Annotated in this window: 16 protein-coding genes; 11 read left to right on the top strand and 5 right to left on the bottom strand. The window is 45.2% G+C overall.

The window, feature by feature from the left end:
- The first annotated feature begins 251 nt into the window (after window positions 1-251).
- Window positions 252-617: a hypothetical protein gene (locus tag R7E29_RS00260; protein ID WP_017821699.1), complete on the top strand. Its 366-nt coding sequence runs from the start codon at window positions 252-254 to the stop codon at window positions 615-617.
- A gap of 259 nt (window positions 618-876) precedes the next feature.
- Entirely contained in the window at window positions 877-1848 is a 972-nt protein-coding gene (locus R7E29_RS00255; RefSeq protein ID WP_005388171.1) for a TAXI family TRAP transporter solute-binding subunit, read from the top strand.
- A 293-nt stretch (window positions 1849-2141) separates the two neighbouring features.
- Here R7E29_RS00255 and R7E29_RS00250 read toward each other — a convergent pair whose 3' ends face one another.
- The 5 genes from R7E29_RS00250 to R7E29_RS00230 all read right to left on the bottom strand — a co-directional run bounded on the left by R7E29_RS00250 (window position 2142) and on the right by R7E29_RS00230 (window position 7039).
- Window positions 2142-2912, bottom strand: coding sequence for a sulfite exporter TauE/SafE family protein (locus R7E29_RS00250; RefSeq protein ID WP_017633772.1), 771 nt, complete (start codon window positions 2910-2912; stop codon window positions 2142-2144).
- An 81-nt stretch (window positions 2913-2993) separates the two neighbouring features.
- Complete coding sequence (locus R7E29_RS00245; RefSeq protein ID WP_017633773.1) at window positions 2994-3509, bottom strand: adenylate kinase; 516 nt, start codon at window positions 3507-3509, stop codon at window positions 2994-2996.
- A 279-nt stretch (window positions 3510-3788) separates the two neighbouring features.
- A complete protein-coding gene (locus tag R7E29_RS00240; protein ID WP_005388177.1) occupies window positions 3789-5315 on the bottom strand; it encodes a tripartite tricarboxylate transporter permease in 1527 nt (508 codons plus the stop codon).
- A 19-nt stretch (window positions 5316-5334) separates the two neighbouring features.
- On the bottom strand, window positions 5335-5829 hold the full coding sequence (locus R7E29_RS00235; protein WP_005388179.1) for a tripartite tricarboxylate transporter TctB family protein: 495 nt from the start codon (window positions 5827-5829) through the stop codon (window positions 5335-5337).
- Window positions 5830-6067: 238 nt separating this feature from the next.
- Window positions 6068-7039 (bottom strand): tripartite tricarboxylate transporter substrate binding protein, encoded by a 972-nt coding sequence (locus R7E29_RS00230; protein WP_005388181.1) that lies wholly within the window; start codon window positions 7037-7039, stop codon window positions 6068-6070.
- Window positions 7040-7305: 266 nt separating this feature from the next.
- Between R7E29_RS00230 and R7E29_RS00225 the strand changes: the two genes are divergently transcribed.
- From R7E29_RS00225 to R7E29_RS00185, 9 genes are all read left to right on the top strand, one after another.
- Window positions 7306-7704, top strand: a complete 399-nt coding sequence (locus R7E29_RS00225) for a GFA family protein (RefSeq protein WP_054576992.1) — start codon at window positions 7306-7308, stop codon at window positions 7702-7704.
- 264 nt (window positions 7705-7968) lie between these two features.
- Window positions 7969-8682 (top strand): GntR family transcriptional regulator, encoded by a 714-nt coding sequence (locus R7E29_RS00220; protein ID WP_005377279.1) that lies wholly within the window; start codon window positions 7969-7971, stop codon window positions 8680-8682.
- Window positions 8683-8694: 12 nt separating this feature from the next.
- Window positions 8695-9591 carry a methylisocitrate lyase gene (gene prpB, locus R7E29_RS00215; protein WP_005388185.1) on the top strand — a complete coding sequence of 299 codons (897 nt, stop codon included), beginning with the start codon at window positions 8695-8697 and terminating at the stop codon, window positions 9589-9591.
- A 131-nt stretch (window positions 9592-9722) separates the two neighbouring features.
- A complete protein-coding gene (gene prpC / locus R7E29_RS00210; protein ID WP_053304400.1) occupies window positions 9723-10865 on the top strand; it encodes a 2-methylcitrate synthase in 1143 nt (380 codons plus the stop codon).
- 156 nt (window positions 10866-11021) lie between these two features.
- On the top strand, window positions 11022-13613 hold the full coding sequence (acnD, locus tag R7E29_RS00205; protein ID WP_054576993.1) for a Fe/S-dependent 2-methylisocitrate dehydratase AcnD: 2592 nt from the start codon (window positions 11022-11024) through the stop codon (window positions 13611-13613).
- Between the two features lie 9 nt (window positions 13614-13622).
- Window positions 13623-14819, top strand: a complete 1197-nt coding sequence (gene prpF, locus R7E29_RS00200; RefSeq protein WP_054576994.1) for a 2-methylaconitate cis-trans isomerase PrpF — start codon at window positions 13623-13625, stop codon at window positions 14817-14819.
- Window positions 14820-14896: 77 nt separating this feature from the next.
- Window positions 14897-16774, top strand: coding sequence for a propionyl-CoA synthetase (locus R7E29_RS00195; protein ID WP_054576995.1), 1878 nt, complete (start codon window positions 14897-14899; stop codon window positions 16772-16774).
- A 188-nt stretch (window positions 16775-16962) separates the two neighbouring features.
- Window positions 16963-17442 carry a GNAT family N-acetyltransferase gene (locus R7E29_RS00190; RefSeq protein WP_054576996.1) on the top strand — a complete coding sequence of 160 codons (480 nt, stop codon included), beginning with the start codon at window positions 16963-16965 and terminating at the stop codon, window positions 17440-17442.
- Between the two features lie 191 nt (window positions 17443-17633).
- A complete protein-coding gene (locus R7E29_RS00185) occupies window positions 17634-18965 on the top strand; it encodes a trypsin-like serine protease (protein WP_054576997.1) in 1332 nt (443 codons plus the stop codon).
- Window positions 18966-19156: the final 191 nt, after the last annotated feature.

The raw sequence follows: 19156 nt of genomic DNA, 5'->3' as shown, positions 1-19156 counted from the left end.
CAATATAACGTAGTGAGTTACATTGCATAAAAGTTACTGTTTTTGTTGAACTCAGCTCAAAGCTAACAACTTCATAGTAGCCTTGTTGCGTAAAATTAAGTTAAAGTGCCATTATTATTCACAAAAAGTGTGTTTAAGAATTTTTTGTAGTGAAGGGTGTAATTAGATACTCAATAACAAAATATGGTAGTTCGACTGGTGAGTATTTGGGAACAGAATTATATAAAACTCAACTTAATAAGTAGTCGAAGATGGAAGATATCAGTTTAGCATCAGATTTAGTGATTTATCTGACTACGGTTGGAATTTTAGGTATATTTGCTTGGTTTTTGTTTGTTATTTATTTGAAATCCAAGTGGTTGAAGTATCTTGAAGATGCTCTTGATAATGGAGTTCGATACTACACTCTGAATATATTCTTATCAGGTCACGGAGTATTACAATATGGAACTGTTTTTCTGAGCACTTTTCATGCGAAACGATATAAAATGTTAGAGAAGAGGGATAAGGTTCCAATTCATATTCAACGATTGTTTGTTCTCTCATTCGTATTATTTATTTCAAGTACATCATGTCTTCTGGCTGGAGTTATAACTCATCATATTTATATAGAATAAAGGTTATTTAACAAGATTATAGTAATTTGACCTGAGTATTTCTATTTAATAGATAATTTAGAATGGACATATCAGTCTAAAGATTTAATTTTCTAGACTATACGGTTTACGCTTATATAGAGCCATTATATAACGGCAGAATATGCCAATAAAATGGTGATTACTAAGCTAACCGCCAAGGATGAGAACTCAAACGTTATCAAATTGTTAACGGTTGCTATACTTAAACGGTCATCAACACAAGTAAAAGGGATGTTCAATGTTTAAGTTTAAGCAAATCGCACTTGCGGCTTCTTTGGCGGCACTCACAACAGGCTTTTCTGCGTCTGCGGAGGAAACGTTTGTCACGATTGGTACCGGTGGCGTAACAGGGGTTTATTATCCGACTGGTGGCGCTATTTGTCGCTTGGTTAACAAATCGCGAGAAGATCACGGTATCCGTTGTTCGGTAGAAAGTACTGGGGGATCGATTTATAACATCAACACTATTCGTGCTGGTGAATTGGACCTCGGTATCGCGCAATCAGACTGGCAGTATCATGCTTACAAAGGAACCAGTAAGTTTGAAGAAAGCGGGCCTTTTAAAGAGCTACGCGCCGTATTCTCCGTTCATCCAGAACCGTTTACTGTCGTTGCACGTAAAGACGCGAACATCAAAACTTTTGATGATTTGAAAGGTAAGCGCGTTAACATTGGTAATCCTGGTTCTGGTCAGCGAGGTACTATGGAAGTGCTAATGAACCAGTATGGTTGGAGTAACGACGACTTTAAGCTTGTCTCTGAGTTAAAAGCAGCAGAGCAATCAAAAGCACTTTGTGATAACAAAATTGATGCGATGATTTATACCGTTGGTCACCCAAGTGGAGCGATTAAAGAAGCCACTACGTCGTGTGATAGTAATATCGTAACGGTAGCTGGACCTAATGTAGAAAAACTGGTTGCAGACAACAGCTTCTATCGTGTCGCAAATGTCCCAGGTGGTATGTATCGTGGCACAGATAGTGATGTTCAAACCTTTGGTGTGGGCGCGACGTTTGTTTCTTCTACTGCGGTACCAGAAGATGTGGTTTATAACGTGGTTAAAGCGGTATTTGAAAACTTCGATGATTTCCGCCGTCTCCACCCAGCGTTTGCAAACTTGAAGAAAGAGGAAATGGTAAAAGACGGTTTATCTGCGCCTCTTCACCCAGGTGCGCTAAAATACTACAAAGAAGTAGGGCTGATTAAGTAAGCGTTACTTTCTCTTATTATTGATGTAAAACGCCATCTTTCTCGATCAATGCCACTCGTTTAACCGCGAGTGGCATATTTCTATTTCTCGTCATCCTGTACAGCGACGAAGGAGCGTGATACAGGATCTTCCATCCGAGCACTTTGTGATCAAAATGGTTTCATTAGCCGCTCAGTGTAGTGCTATTAGATTCCTAACCTCGCTGGAGTGACACAAAAAATCGTTAAGCCATCTGCATTAATCTTTCGCGCTGGCGTTTTTGTAGGAGTGTTATCCACTTGTACAAGTTTTGCTTAAACATAAACATCAATGAAAAAGTAGATAGTGATGAGAATAGAAGAAAGAGCAACAAACCCTTTAACATGATTAGGATTCAGTTGACGAGAGACACGAGCTGCAAGATACCCACCTACCAACGTACCGACCAAAACAACACTACCTGTGTGCCAGTCAATGGAGCCATTGGCAACAAAAATCACGATAGCAATGAGTGAAACACACGTAGATACGAGCAATTTCAAACCGTTCATTAAATTAATGTCTTGGTGGCCAGCTACTACCAGATAGCTCAGAACAATAACCCCTAAACCTGCGTTGAAAAAACCACCGTAAGCAGAGACACCAACAAGTAGTAAACCCAACGCGATTGCTCCGAGTATGCCAGCATGTTTGTGCTCTTTCGCGACAGTTTTGATTAGCATTGTTAAACGAGAACCGATGAGAAAAAGCACGGTGGCAAATAAGAGTAACCAAGGGATGGCTTCCATAAATAGCGATTCTGGCGTGTTGAGCAACAGATATGCTCCGACAGCGCCGCCGACTAAACTGAATGAGACTGTGAACAGCAGTTCATGCTTGTTCTTCATGATCTCTTCTCTGAACCCGACGGCTCCACTAATGTAACCCGCACATGAAGCATATGTGTTTGTTGCGTTAGCCATAATAGGAGGAACACCAACTGCCAATAGAGCCGGAAAAGTAATAAAGCTTCCGCCTCCCGCTATGGAGTTAATGATCCCACCAATTACGCCAGCAACGAATAAAAGTGCTAGTTCTAAAAGCATAAGCAATCCTTGTTATGTTCTTTTTCATTGTTAGAGCTTCAGATGATCTAACCCACATGCTCTAACGTTCTGATATGAGGTTTACTTTACCCGCTCTAAAACAAAATTGTTCAGTTCTGTAACGTTTTTGATGACATGAACGGCTTTAGTTTGAGAGTACCCCTCGAGGCGAGACATAAAGTCATCATTCCAGAATGCAGGGCATTGCTGAAGAACTTTGTAGCTTTGTAACGTTCCTTTCAGTACCGAACTACCATCAGGCCATCCTTCAGGTTTAATGAATAGTCCTTTAAGGAGACGTTTCGTCACAAACCAATAGCTTACTGAGTATGGTAGATCAATATAAATGAGAGTATCGGCTGCATCTAAACGAGCGTTGAAAGAGCTGATCGGTCCAAGGCCATCTATAATCCAACGATCTGAGCTTAGTATATTGCTATGAGCTTCATCAAAAACGCTACGCTCAACGGGATCACCGTTTGGTTTATAGACTATTGAATCTAATTGATGAAGAGGAAGACCGGTAGCCGACGCGATTACTTTACTTACCGTCGATTTTCCACTGCCGGGTTTACCAAAAACTGCTATTTTTTGCATTGTGACCGCCTCCAAGAGAGCTTTTCCCATACGGTAGAGACAGAAAACCCACCGCTATGGGTGGGTTCGATAAATACTGAGCGCATCAAAAAATCCCACCATTCCTATGGAATGATGATAATTCGTTGGTTAAGTTGCGCTAAGTGTGTGTTCATACAATCACCTTCATATAACGACAGTGATTTGTCAATACCATCTGTACAACAAGCGAACGATTTGGAAGGGGGAAGATAAAGCCATCACGATGGATGGCTTTATCTAGGTTGAAAGAGACAGCGATTACTGCTCAACGCTGACTGGCTGTGCTTTAAACTTTTGAATCAGCTTTACGATTAGTGGACTTGCCAATACCAATACAGCTAAAACAGTAAAGGTAAGGGTAATAGGACGCTCCCATAGGAAACTCAGTTCTCCATCTGAAATCATTAATGCGCGGCGTAAGTTCTCTTCCATTAATCCTCCAAGGATGAAGCCCAGCAATAAAGGTGCGAGCGGGAAGTTAGCGAGCCGAAGTGCAATGGCAGCCATAGCCACAATCAGCATCACGAACACATCCATAGTGTTAAAAGAGACCAAATAAACCCCGGTGATTGAGAAGAATAAAATCATCGGTAGAAGCACCGTTCTTGGAACCGCCAAAAGCTTTGAAATGTACGGAATCAATGGTAAGTTCAGGATCACAAGTACGATGTTGCCGAAGTACATGGAAATGATCACTGACCAGAACACATCTGGGTGTTCAACAAATAGGCGAGGGCCAGGTTGAATACCATAAGCGATCAGCGCACCGAGCATTATTGCTGTTGTACCAGAGCCCGGAATACCAAGCGTTAATAGCGGTACAAATGAACCACTAGATGCTGCATTGTTCGCAGACTCTGGCGCAACCAAACCACGGATACTGCCTTTACCGAACTCATCCTTTTTCTCTTTAGGTGCGAGGTTGCGCTCCATACCGTAGCTTAAAAAAGCAGCAATGGTTGCCCCTGCGCCAGGAAGAACGCCAGTGAAGAAACCTAATATTGAAGAGCGAATTGAAACAGGCGCAACATCTTTGATTTCTTCCTTGGTCACTTTCATTGAGCCAATGTTGCTCAGCTTTTCTTGTTCTTCATCGCTGGTGTCTTTTGATGGTTTAAGGATGCCCATCAGTGTCTCACCCAGTGCGAATGTCGCCATTGCAAGCAACAAGAAGCTAAAGCCATCCATTAAATCCGTTAAACCGAAGGTAAAGCGTTCAACGCCTACGCCTTTATCGATTCCAACTGTAGATAGCATCAAACCAAGAATGGTCATCATCCACGCTTTGATTACCTGACCTTTCCCCGCAAAAGCCGCGACTGCTGATAACCCAAGTAGCATCAACGCAAAATAGTCCGACGATTGGAAGCTAAGGGAGACGCTAGCCAATGCTGGTGCGGCAACAAGCAACATAATGGCAGATAGCGTACCGCCAGTGAAAGACGAATAAGCTGCCAAAGCTAATGCTTTACCTGCCTGGCCTTTTTGAGCCATTGGGTAGCCGTCGAATGCTGTGACCACGGTTGAAGAACAACCCGGCGCGTTAATTAAAATCGACGATGTAGAGCCACCAAATACCGCACCGTAATAAACACCCGCCATTAAAATAAGGCCAGAGGAGGGCTCTAGGCCATAAGTAATTGGGATCATCAAAGCAATGGCTGAGATCGGCCCAAGTCCAGGTAACATGCCGATAAATGTACCGACGAAGCAACCAACGATCACCATCATAATGTTCATTGGCATTACTGCGGTGGATAAACCTTGTAGAATTCCATCTAACATAATTCAGTCCTTTCTTTGACTACCAGATGGTGAAAATCAAACCCGGTTCGAGATAGATGTCCAAACCTTGAGTGAGTAATAAGTAGAACGCGATCACGAATGGAAACGACGCGCCAAACAGAACGGGTTTACGTCTTTCCCCGAGCAGATAAAAGCCAGCCAATAAAAAGAAGCCAGTAGCTATCACAAAACCTAAGTAAGTCAGGCCCACGCCGTAGAGCGCCATTAAAATTAAAAAGGCAATCAGTAACTTCCAATTGAAGGTCAGCACTGCGCCACTTTGTTTATCTGGTTGTCCTGTCACCAGCAATAGCAAAGAAAGGCCGACACCAACGTAAGTCAAGATGGTTGGCAGAGTACGTGCGGTGAATGGTTCATACTCATCACCTGGAAATAATGGAATCTGCGAGGTTTGATAACCGTAGCAAAGACAGAAGAGTAGAAAGATCATTGCGCCGACGCGGTCACGACAGAGCAAATACTCTTTGGTGAAAAAGTTGGTTGAACGAGGCATATTCAACTCCTAACAAAAGTAAAAAAGACCGCATATGGACGTCAATGAATAAACTAAACCATTAACAATTAAGCATTTCGCTGCTAGTCGAGCCGCTTTGGGTATATAAACAAAGGAGTGTGCATGCCGATTGTCGACAATGTCCATATGCGGTGAAACTTAGAGTGCAAATACAATGGGGAAATACCAACTTACGTTATTCATTGAGGTTGGTATCTGAGGGACCCCAATTCGATTGTTACTTCAGGAAGCCTAACTCGCGCATTAAGTCACCCATCTGTTGCTCTTGATCTTCAAGAAACGCGAAGAATGCTTTATCCGCTTTATAGTTGTCGATCCAACCATTGCGGTCTCGAACGACTTGCCATTCGTCGGTGTTATACATTTTAGTAAATGCGGCATTCCATTCATCTAGCTTTTCTTGGCTTGTGCCTGGTGCTGCAAAGAATCCACGCCAGTTAGCAAAGACAGTTTCATTACCATATTCGGTGAGAGTTGGAATATTAGGCGCAGCTTCTAAACGTTTTGGTGCTGTAATCGCTAACACTTTCACTTGCCCAGACTTAGACATTTCGAGTACTTCACCTAGCCCTGTAGAGAGCAGTTGTGTTTCGCCTGAAAGTAGGGCTGCCATGGCTTTTCCACCTGCATCATAGGCAATGTAACGAACTTTACGCGCATCAAAACCTTCACCTTTGAAAGCTGCTGCTATAACCAAATGATCCATAGAACCACGAGCAGAGCCACCAGCAACCTTCACCTTACGTGGGTTTTCTTTAAAAGCTTTAACGACATCTTCCCAAGAGCTATAAGGAGAATCGGCTGATGTAACAATGGCGCCATAATCGGCAACCGTTGCGGCAACAGGAGTCAAGTCGCGGAAAGATTGTGGGAAGATCCCACTGAGCGAGCGAACGACGATCGGTGTTGAGTTCACCATGAGTGTATCTTCTTGACGATCAGCCGTTTCAATCAAATGTGCGATTGCTTTGCCACCGCCACCACCAGATAGGTTTTGAAATGATACGGTTTCGACGATGTCTGATTTTATTAATACATCACCAGTACCTCGGGCGGTCATGTCCCAACCGCCACCGGCACCTCCAGGGATAAGAAAGTGCATTTTTTCAATATCTGCAGCAAGAGCGTTGAATGAAAATGAAGCTGCGATGATTGAAGCGGCGAGCGTTGGTTTGAGTACCTTTAACATGTTCACGTTCCTTATGTTAGCGACTCTATTTAGTTGAGCCTTATTGTTTTTGCTCAGTTGTCATGCCTTGTAAGCGTTAAAGCTGAACTTGGTGTAAAGGTTAATTAAGTGTTAAATATCTGTCTGTAAAAGAGATATAAAGAGAATATTGAGCATTTCGGTTATTTTGTTCATAAAGTTCACGGCGAGAAGTTGGTGTTAGGTCACGCGGCTTTACGCTTTGGTAGGCCATAATTAAATGACGGAAAATGAACGAGGAAAAGAGAATGAAAGGGACGTGTTTGTGCGGCGCAATTGAAGTCATCGCTGAGGTTAAAAATGAGGTTAGCCTGTGCCATTGCTCTATGTGTCGAAAATGGTCGAGTGGCGCACTTCATGCGGTGCATTGTGGGTCTAACGTGACGTTTAAGGGGGCCGAGCCAAAGCGTTATCAATCGTCTGACTGGGCGGTGAGAGGTTTTTGTGGCGAATGCGGCACAAACCTTTTCTATCATTTGTTGCCGACAGGTGAGTACATTCTTTCCGCTGGTTTGTTCGATAACCCAGATTTCAAACTCACTTTAGAGATTTTTACCGATGAAAAGCCAGCTTATTATGACCTCAATTCCGCTTCACAAAAGATGACTTCGCAACAAGTCTTTGATCAATTTGTACCTAAAGAATAGTTTTTTATCCGATTATTGTTCGACAGCTGAGCTTTTAGTTTTTAGATCATAAGCTTAAAGGTTTATAAGTTGTCGACAATGTGAACTCACCATTCTTTATTTCTGCTAAAAAAGGCACTTAACGGGCATTTTAGGCCCATTTAAATTACGACCTTAGTCTAAATTGTCGACAATTTACTTGATTGTCGACACTTTGATCGACTACTTTATATTCAGGTTAAGAAATTGTAGACATTTCGATGTCGGTAACAAGAGTATCTGAATATGAACTCTGAGTTGAAAGCTCGTTATAAAGTGCTGGGTTCTGAGAAAGAACACACCAAATCCGAAACGCTGACCGAAACACTCATTGAAGTCATTGTTAATGGCGACGTGAAGCCTGGCCATAAGATATCAGAGCCTGAGCTAGCAAAGAAATATCAAGTCAGTCGTGGGCCTTTGCGTGAAGCATTGATGCGCTTAGAGGGGCTAGGGCTCATCGAGCGAATTCCTCATGTTGGGGCTAGAGTGACCACTTTTTCTCCGGAAAAGCTGATAGAACTTTATGCCGTTCGAGAAGCATTGGAAGGCATGGCGGCAAGGTTAGCTGCGCGACACATTACGCAAGAAGAGCTCTTAAGCTTGGAAATGCTATTGTCGACACATTCCAAGCATATAGACCAAATGGAAGGCGCGTCTTACTTCCATCAACATGGTGACTTTGATTTTCACTATCGCATCATCCAAGCGAGCAGAAACAGTAAGTTAATATCTCTGCTGTGTGATGAACTCTATCACTTATTACGGATGTATCGTTACCAGTCGCCACGTGCGCAATCTCGCCCGAATGAGGCGCTCACCGAACACAAATTCATTTTGGAAGCCATTCGCAATCGCGATGAAGAGCTTGCAGAAATGTTGATGAGAAGACACATATCAGGAAGTCGAAAGCTCATCCAATCTCAAATTATACATACAGAAAGTTTAGACAAAGACTAGAAGGAATTCGTCATGAGCTTAACACCGGGAGCGAAGTTCAGACTCGCCATTGAACAAAATAATCCACTACAAATTGTCGGCACTATAAACCCGTATTGCGCCATGATGGCAAAAAACTTGGGTCACCAAGCGATTTACTTGTCTGGTGGCGGTATCGCAAATGCGTCATACGGATTGCCGGATCTCGGTATCACAACATTAAACGACGTTTTGGTTGATGTTGACCGTATTACTAACGCATGTGATTTGCCTCTTTTGGTTGATATCGACACGGGCTTTGGCGGTGCATTTAACATTGCTCGCACGATCAAAGCGATGGAAAAAGCGGGCGCGGCAGCGGTGCACATGGAAGACCAAGTCGCACAGAAACGTTGTGGTCATCGTCCGAACAAAGCAATAGTCAGCCAGCAAGAGATGGTTGATCGTGTAAAAGCCGCGGTTGATGCACGCAATGATGAAAGTTTCGTGATTATGGCTCGTACTGACGCGTTAGCTGTTGAAGGCATGGACAGCGCAATCGAGCGCGCGATTGCGTGTGTGGAAGCTGGCGCAGACATGATCTTCCCAGAAGCGATGAACAAGCTGGACCAGTACCTTCAGTTTTCAAATGCGCTTGAGCAAGCGACCGGAAAGCACGTTCCTATTCTGGCGAATATTACAGAATTTGGCGCGACACCGCTGTATGGCTGTGATGAGCTAGCGAAAGCAAAAGTGGACATGGTGCTTTATCCATTAAGTGCGTTCCGTGCCATGAACAAAGCTGCTGAAACGGTCTACAAACATTTGCTAGAAGTGGGTAATCAGGAAGCACTGGTTGATTCGATGCAAACACGTAAAGAGTTGTATCAGCACCTAAATTACCACGACTATGAAGACAAACTTGACCAGTTATTCTCTGAAGGGAAATAGCGGGGAAAAGCAAAAATAAACGGAAGCCCAAGAAAAAGATAATCGGAATTTATCTCATCTAATAACGTGAAATTCGTTTGGCTAAAAACACCCCAGAGAGGGAAAAGTCAGACAGAAAAGGAGTTCAAACAATGTCTCAAACTGCAGAAAAGAAAGCAGAATTAGGTGGCGCAGGCCTTCGTGGTCAAAGCGCAGGAAGCACAGCTTTATGTACTGTCGGAAAAACGGGAACTGGTTTAACTTATCGTGGATACGATATTACTGATCTTGCGAACAACGCACAGTTTGAAGAAGTGGCTCACCTTCTGTTACGCGGTCACTTGCCGAATCAACAAGAACTTGATGCGTACAAGACACATCTACTCAGCCTTAGAGGTTTGCCAGCCGAGCTAAAACAAGCTTTAGAGTTGATTCCTGCAAGCGCACACCCAATGGACGTAATGCGCACGGGTTGTTCTGTATTGGGTAACCTAGAGCAGGAAATGAGCTTCGAGGAGCAACTGAAAGCAACCGAACGTATGCTAGCCTTGTTCCCTGCCATCATCTGTTACTGGTACCGCTTTAGTCATGATGGCGTGCGTATCAACACCGAGGATCAGACTGAAGATTGCATCGGTGGTTACTTTTTGCGATTACTTACAGACAAAGCGCCAGCTGCGCTGCACAAACAAGTGATGCATTGCTCGCTCATTCTTTATGCTGAACATGAGTTTAATGCTTCTACATTCGCAGCACGCGTTTGTGCATCAACGTTGTCAGACATCCATTCTTGTATCACGGCAGCAATCGGTACGCTTCGTGGGCCACTTCACGGTGGTGCGAACGAAGCGGCGATGGAAATGATTGAAGATTGGCAAACGCCCGACGAGGCGGAAGCGAACATCATGAAAATGCTAGCCAATAAAGACAAGATCATGGGCTTCGGTCACGCGATTTATCGTGAAAGTGACCCTCGCAACGCCTTAATAAAACGATGGTCCAAAGAGCTATCGAAACAAGTTGGTGATACTCATCTATATGCGGTTTCTGAGCGTGTTGAATCAGTGATGAAGCGAGAGAAAGGTCTGTTCTGTAATGCGGACTTCTTCCATGCATCGGCTTACCACTTCATGGACATTCCAACCAAACTATTTACCCCAATCTTTGTGATGAGTCGTTTAACGGGCTGGGCTGCACACGTTTATGAACAGCGTGCCAATAACCGTATTATTCGCCCAAGTGCCGATTATACGGGCCCAGATCATCAAGAATGGGTGCCTATCGAGAATCGCTAGCGCGAAGGTCAACGAGGGCATTATATGCTTTGGTTGACCACCTCCTTCCTTTGTCATTATCTCTAACAGAGGAAGGAGATCCTCTCATCACTGTGTTTCTGGAGCAATGGAAAACCTTGATGAAGGCAAGATGTAAAGACTGAATGGAAGCAAACCATGAACACAAATATTAATACTCAATATCGTAAGCCGCTTCCGGGAACTCAACTGGATTATTTTGATGCATGCGAAGCCGTCAATGCCATTTCTCCTGGAGCCTATGAAACACTCCCTTATACCTCTCGCGTGCTAGCTGAGCAACTGGTCCGCCGCTGTGACCCGAACACATTGACAGATAGCCTGAAACAGTTAATTGAACGCAAACGCGATCTTGATTTTCCTTGGTATCCAGCACGCGTTGTTTGTCATGACATTCTTGGTCAGACCGCTCTAGTCGATTTAGCGGGTCTGCGCGATGCCATTTCAGATCAGGGCGGTGATCCTGCAAAAGTGAACCCAGTGGTTGAGACACAATTGATCGTTGACCACTCTTTAGCGGTTGAACATGCGGGCTTTGACCCTGATGCCTTCGACAAAAACCGCGCGATTGAAGAGCGCCGTAATGAAGACCGATTCCACTTTATTGAGTGGTGTAAAACAGCGTTTGAAAACGTCAGCGTGATTCCAGCTGGGAATGGCATCATGCACCAAATCAACTTGGAAAAAATGTCTCCTGTGGTACAAGCAAAGCAGGGCATTGCCTACCCAGACACCTGTGTGGGTACGGACAGTCACACGCCTCACGTAGACGCTCTTGGTGTTATTGCGATAGGTGTCGGTGGTCTGGAAGCAGAAACCGTCATGCTTGGCCGACCATCAATGATGCGTCTACCAGATATTGTCGGTGTCAAACTGACGGGTAAACGTCAACCGGGCATTACGGCAACGGATATTGTCCTCGCGATTACTGAGTTTCTGCGTAATGAGCGTGTGGTATCTTCATATCTTGAATTCTTCGGAGAAGGCGCACGTGATCTAACGATCGGAGACCGCGCAACGATTTCAAACATGACACCAGAATACGGCGCAACAGCTGGCATGTTTTATATTGATGAGCAGACCATCAATTACTTGAAACTAACTGGTCGAGATGAAGAACAAGTTGCTCTAGTAGAAAATTACGCAAAACAAACCGGTCTTTGGGCAGACGATCTTGATAGCGCCGTTTACGAGCGCGTACTTGAGTTCGATTTATCATCAGTTAGCCGTAACTTGGCTGGTCCGTCAAACCCTCATCGTCGTTTACCAACTTCTGAGTTGGCACAGCGCGGTATTTCTGGAGCGTGGGAAGAGAAAGAAGGCGAGTTGCCAGATGGTGCAGTGATCATCGCTGCTATTACCTCATGTACGAATACCAGTAACCCAAGAAACGTGGTTGCTGCTGGCCTTGTCGCGAAGAAAGCCAACGAACTTGGTCTTGTACGTAAACCTTGGGTGAAATCGTCTTTTGCTCCGGGTTCTAAAGTTGCACGCTTGTATCTGGAAGAAGCGGGCTTATTACCAGAGCTAGAGAAGCTTGGCTTTGGCATTGTTGGTTACGCATGTACAACTTGTAACGGTATGAGTGGTGCGCTGGATCCAAAAATCCAACAAGAGATCATCGACCGTGATTTATATGCAACAGCGGTGCTTTCTGGTAACCGTAACTTTGATGGTCGAATCCATCCGTACGCCAAACAAGCTTTCTTGGCTTCACCACCATTGGTTGTCGCTTATGCACTAGCCGGTACAATTCGTTTTGATATCGAGCGCGATGCGCTTGGCACGGACCAAAACGGCAAACCAATTTATCTCAATGATTTGTGGCCAAGCGATGAAGAGATCGATGCAGTTGTCGGTACTCATGTTAAACCTGAGCAGTTTAAGCAAGTTTACATTCAGATGTTTAAGCTGAATGATCAAGAGCAAAATCCCAACCCGCTGTACGACTGGCGTCCGATGAGTACCTACATCCGCCGACCACCGTACTGGGAAGGTGCGCTAGCGGGAGAAAGAACATTGTCTGGTATGCGTCCATTGGCGATTCTGGGCGACAACATCACCACTGATCACTTATCACCATCCAACGCGATTCTCGCAAGCAGCGCAGCAGGTGAATACTTAGCGAAAATGGGTGTGCCAGAAGAAGATTTCAACTCTTACGCGACTCACCGTGGTGACCACTTAACGGCGCAACGCGCGACCTTCGCTAACCCAAAGTTGTTCAATGAAATGGTGAAGGAAAACGGCGAAGTCGTGCAGGGATCTCTGGCGCGTGTAGAGCCAGAAGGACAGGTGGTTCGTATGTGGGAAGCGATTGAAACCTACATGAATCGTAAACAACCATTGATCGTGGTGGCTGGCGCGGATTACGGTCAGGGGTCATCCCGTGACTGGGCAGCAAAAGGCGTTCGACTGGCGGGCGTAGAAGCCATTGTTGCTGAAGGCTTTGAGCGTATTCACCGTACTAACTTGGTTGGCATGGGCGTACTACCACTGCAATTTAAGTCGGGCGTTAACCGCAATACGCTAGAGCTGGATGGTACGGAACTTTACGACGTGGTTGGAGAAATCAAGCCGGGCGCTGATTTAGCGCTGGTTATCACACGCAGCAACGGCGATAAAGTCGATGTTCCGGTTACTTGTCGCTTAGATACCGCTGACGAAGTTCACGTGTACAACGCGGGCGGTGTTCTGCAGCGTTTCGCGCAAGATTTCTTGGCACAATAAGGAGTGCGTATGTCAAATAATACTCCGAATCAAACAAGCCAAATAAAAGTGCCCGCGACGTACATGCGTGGCGGCACGAGTAAAGGTGTCTTTTTCAACCTAGAGGATTTGCCTCAAGAAGCGCAAGTGGCTGGAGCCGCACGTGACAAACTGTTGTTACGCGTTATTGGCAGCCCTGATCCGTACGCGAAGCAAATTGATGGTATGGGGGGCGCGACGTCAAGCACCAGTAAAACAGTGATTGTTTCGCGCAGCAGCAGAGCCGATCACGATGTTGACTACTTATTTGGCCAAGTGTCGATCGACAAACCATTCGTCGATTGGAGCGGTAACTGCGGCAACTTGTCTGCCGCTGTCGGTCCTTTCGCCATTCATGCTGGTCTGATCCCACAAGATCGCATTCCAGAAAATGGCATTGTGACGGTGCGTGTTTGGCAGGTGAACATCAGCAAAACCATCTTGATTCACGTGCTAATCGTCAATGGTTTCGTCCAAGAAACCGGAGAGTTTGAACTCGATGGTGTCACGTTTCCAGCGGCAGAGATTCAAGTGGATTTTGTTGATCCTTCCGATGGCGAAGGAAGTATGTTCCCAACGGGCAACTTAGTTGATGATTTGGTGGTGCCGGATGTGGGTACGTTCAACGCGACCTTTATTAACGCGGGCATACCAACCATTTTTATTGATGCTGAATCGATAGGATATCAGGGCACCGAGCTGCAAGACGATATCAACAACGATGACACAGCATTAGCGATGTTCGAATCCATCCGCGCATATGGCGCGTTAAAAATGGGCCTGATTTCTGATTTAGAAGAAGCTCAAACACGCCAACATACGCCGAAAATAGCGTTTGTTTCTAAACCGAAAAGTTACCTGTCTTCAAGTGGTAAAGCCGTTAATGAGTCGGATATTGATGTGCTCGTTCGCGCGCTGTCGATGGGCAAGCTACATCATGCAATGATGGGAACAGCAGCCGTTGCTATTGCTTCTGCTGCGTGTGTGCCCGGAACGTTAGTGAATTTAGCCGCTGGTGGCGGTGAAAAAGAGTCCGTGACTTTTGGTCACCCGTCAGGAACGTTAAAAGTTGGGGCACAAGCGAAGCAAACTGAGCAGGGCTGGGTGGTGCAAAAAGCCATTATGAGCCGAAGTGCGAGAATACTGATGGAGGGATTTGTGCGTGTACCCTTCTATGTCTTCGATTAAAAGAGACGATCTTTGGATTAAAAGAGCGATCTTTGAGTAGAACGAGAGCAATGTCAGGACATACTGGAGGAAGCAATATGTCTTCATACGAAAAAGAATACTTATGGGCGAAGAATGAACCGGAGAGTTTTTGGCGCGCTCAAGCGGAGAATCTCGATTGGTTTGAATCTCCTAAAACTATCTTGAAATCTGATGAAAACGGCATAGAACGTTGGTTTCCAGATGGTGTAATGAATACGTGCTGGTTAGCATTAGATTACCATTGCGAGCAAGGACGCGGTGATAATACTTCACTCATTTATGACTCGCCAGTGACAGGTCGTAAAGCCACGTACACCTATAGCGACCTACGTGACCAAGTAGCAAAAACTGCTGGCATGCTGTCTGCTCAAGGTGTTGAAAAAGGCGACCGAGTCGTTATTTACATGCCGATGATCCCAGAAGCCGCAATGGCGATGCTTGCCTGCGCGCGTTTGGGGGCGATTCATTCCGTAGTATTCGGCGGTTTTGCTCCTAATGAGCTTGCTGTACGAATTGAAGATGCAGAGCCGAAAGTGATCATGACGGCGTCGTGCGGGATTGAGATCAACAAAGTCATTCCATACAAACCAATGGTAGACAAAGCCATTATGGACAGCCGTTGGAAGCCTGAGAAAGTGTTTGTTTTCCAACGTCCAGAGTGCGACGCTGAGCTAAACCAAGAAAGAGACTTAGATTGGCAGCGAGAGTACAAACAAGCGCTGCCACATGGTTGTGTTCCGGTGTTAGCAACCGATCCGCTCTACATACTTTATACATCGGGCACGACAGGTAAGCCGAAAGGCGTTGTGCGTGATAACGGTGGCCATGCTGTCGCGATGAAGTACTCCATGAGCGCAATCTATAACATTCCTCAAGATGGCGTCTTTTGGGCGGCATCTGATGTGGGCTGGGTAGTAGGGCACTCTTACATTGTTTACGCTCCACTGATTCACGGTTGCACTACTATCCTATTCGAAGGCAAGCCTGTTCGAACACCGGATCCTGGCGCATTTTGGCGAGTGTGTGATGAATATAAAGTAGATGCGTTGTTCTCTGCACCAACGGCGTTTCGTGCGATTAAGAAAGAGGACCCGGAAGGTGAGCACTTAAAACAGTACGACTTGTCGAATCTGAAAACCATCTTTATGGCGGGAGAACGCCTCGACCCTCCGACACTGGAGTGGGTTCAGAGCAAAGCGGACAAGCCCGTTATTGACCACTGGTGGCAAACCGAGACGGGCTGGGCCATCGCGGGCAACCCGACTGGTGTCGAAATGATGCCAGTTAAAGCTGGTTCTTCGACGAAGCCCATTCCGGGTTATCAGGTCGAGATTCTGAATGAACTTGGAGAGGTTGTCGGGCCTAACCAACAAGGCTTTGTCGCATTAAAACGTCCACTGCCACCAAGCTGTCTGCCAACGGTTTGGCGTAATCATGACCGTTTTGAAACTGGTTATCTTAGCCAATTCCCAGGCTACTACGTGTCAGGTGATGGTGGCTATCTGGATGAAGACGGTTACCTGTTTATTATGGGACGTATTGATGACGTGATTAATGTCGCGGGACACCGATTGTCGACAGGTGAAATGGAAGAAATAGTAGGAGGCCACCCAGCGATTGCAGAATGTGCGGTGGTTGGTATTCACGATGATCTAAAAGGTCAGCTTCCACTTGGTTTTGTGGTACTAAAAGACGGTGTTAAAGTGGATGAGCTAGACCTTGAAGGTGAGCTTGTTGGCAAAGTGCGTAGTGAGATAGGTGCAGTTGCTTGCTTCAAGCATGCGTTGGTTGTAGACCGTTTACCGAAAACACGTTCAGGTAAAATTTTGCGTCGAACTATACGTCAAATAGCTGATGGTGAAAAATACACCGTTCCGTCAACGATTGATGACCCAAGTAGCTTGAACGAAATTGAGCGAGTGCTACGACGCTGAGAAAAACTCATTCTAACTAACCCCTGATCCTCGAACTCTGTAGGTTGGTTCTGCCTCTGTACGTTTATTAAGTACAGGGGCCTTTTTGTTGCTCAAACAGTACAAACGTATCGTGAAAGCATTTGTGACTTGCCAATACGACGTTTTCCTCACAAACTACAGCCATTCCATTTTTAGTGACCCTTTGTATGACCGCGTTTGCGATTAAACCTGCGTGTTTTAGCGACCTAGAGTTGCTCAACGATCTTATGTTCGAGCTTCATGATGAGCATCATCTTCAATCTCCTGAGCTTTTCAAAACGGCAGAGGAGATAGAACAAGAAAAAAGCATTGCTCGATATATTGACGACCCTGAGTGCCTTGTTTACGTAGCAAAACAAGGAGATGAAATTATTGGCTTTATCTCTGGTCACTTCTGTGAACTTATTTCTACCGTCAGCCAGCCAGTTATGATGGGAAGTGTGGATGAGCTCTATGTGCTGCCTGAATATCGAAAACAAGGTACGGCGCAGGCATTGATTAATAAAATTGAGTCAACGTTCTCTGATTACGGTGCAAAACAGATGTTTGTTGAAGTATGGCATTTTAACCAGGGCGCAATATATTTGTATGAAAAACAAGGATTTGCACATCATATCCACTATTTAAGAAAACCGCTGAACGAATAATCGTATTTAACTTTAATATTGTGATTTAGGTTCTATCGAATTGAAATCATTCAGTTCGTCAATAGACTTTTCTCTATAAGTTGCTCGCAATGTTAATAAATTGATATGCACCCACATTGGTATCGGCGTTTTTGTCTGCTTGTTTATTAGTAGCACGAGGATCGTGCTTACAAAAACAAGAGGACAATATTTTGAAACTAACAAAATCGTTACTTGCTTTAGCCGTTTTGCCAATGTTCGCAAGTGCTGATGATTTGTCACAGACGCAAAATCATACTATCCAACCCCAGATCGTAGGCGGAGTAACTGCCGACCCACGTGACTGGAAATTCTACACCCAAATTGTTAGTCGTTATGGTAACCGATCGTATTGTGGGGCCAGTTATATCGGGAATGCTTACGTCCTGACTGCTGCACATTGTGTTGAGGGTGATTCTCCGAGTCAGATTGCGGTTAAAATCGGTGGCGTTGTTTATAACGGTAGTGATGGTGTTCGTGCAAACGTCAGTGAGATCCATATGCACCCGGCATATCGCCGCGCGACGCTTTCTCATGACCTCGCGGTATTGAAGCTCGACTCTGTGCCTCAAGGTGTTTCTTCAGTTGAGATTGCGAATGGTAGTCTAACGCAATACGCGAGCATCGGAGATTGGCTTAGTGTTGCTGGCTTAGGGCGAACTTCTGAAGGAGGAAGCTCTCCGTCTCGATTGCAAGAGGTTGACGTCCCACTTGTGTCGGATATGACTTGCCGTCAAGCCGGTGGCAACTACACAACGGTTGGAGAAGTGTCATTCTGTGCTGGTATTCCTCAAGGTGGGATAGATTCTTGTCAGGGAGATAGTGGTGGTCCAATCGTCATTAATCGCAGTGGTGTAATTACTCAACTTGGTGTGGTCAGTTGGGGAATAGGTTGTGCTCGTCCTGGTATGTATGGGGTTTATAGCGATATCGCTGCTATGCGCAATTTTGTCGATGGTGTTATCGGAACAGTAACACCACCAAAAGAGAATGTTTCTGTTGGATACACCACCGAACAGACACTGGCATCATTTAATGTTGGGGAGTTACAGCAACATAGCTTTGTTATCCAGAATTCAGGGAACACCACCTTCACTGTGGAAAATGTTCGCGCGTTTGCTTCGGGTGTTACTGATGCAGCTGTTATTGCCAATGATCAGTGCTCTCAGGCGACGTTAGCAATGAATGCAAGTTGTCGTATTGATGTTGAATTTGGTGCTACTCAGAGCGGAGAAGCAAGAGTGGTTTTGAACTTCAACGTTGATAAGACCAGCACACAATACCAAGCGTTAGTATCCGCTCAAGCGAAAACGGTGACAACGCCTCCCACAGATAGCTGTAAAACTGTATGGCAAGCCAGCTTAGTGTATCTCAAAGGAGATACGGTTACTTGGAATGGTAAAGTTTGGCAAGCGCAGTGGTGGACTCAAGGTGATAATCCAGCAGACTCAGGGCCTTGGGGTGTTTGGCAAAAAGTCGGCGATGCGAATTGCAAGTCTAACTAACGATCGGGCCAGTGAATTTGATTCGTTGACCATGAGATAAGATTCATTCTTGGTTTCAACGATCAGTACATAGTTACCATAACTGGGGTTTATTGTTTGCGAATAATAAGCCCTTTTTTATTGTGTCAACTATGAGAACCCACAAAATGTGTATGACTTTTTCCTGACGTTATCTTTATATAACTGGCAGA

This window comes from Vibrio sp. Vb1729 (genome assembly GCF_033338655.1).
In the GTDB taxonomy this organism is placed as follows: Bacteria; Pseudomonadota; Gammaproteobacteria; order Enterobacterales; family Vibrionaceae; genus Vibrio; species Vibrio alginolyticus.
Note: the sequence above shows the minus strand (reverse complement) of the source record. Positions and strands in the feature narration are given on the sequence as shown.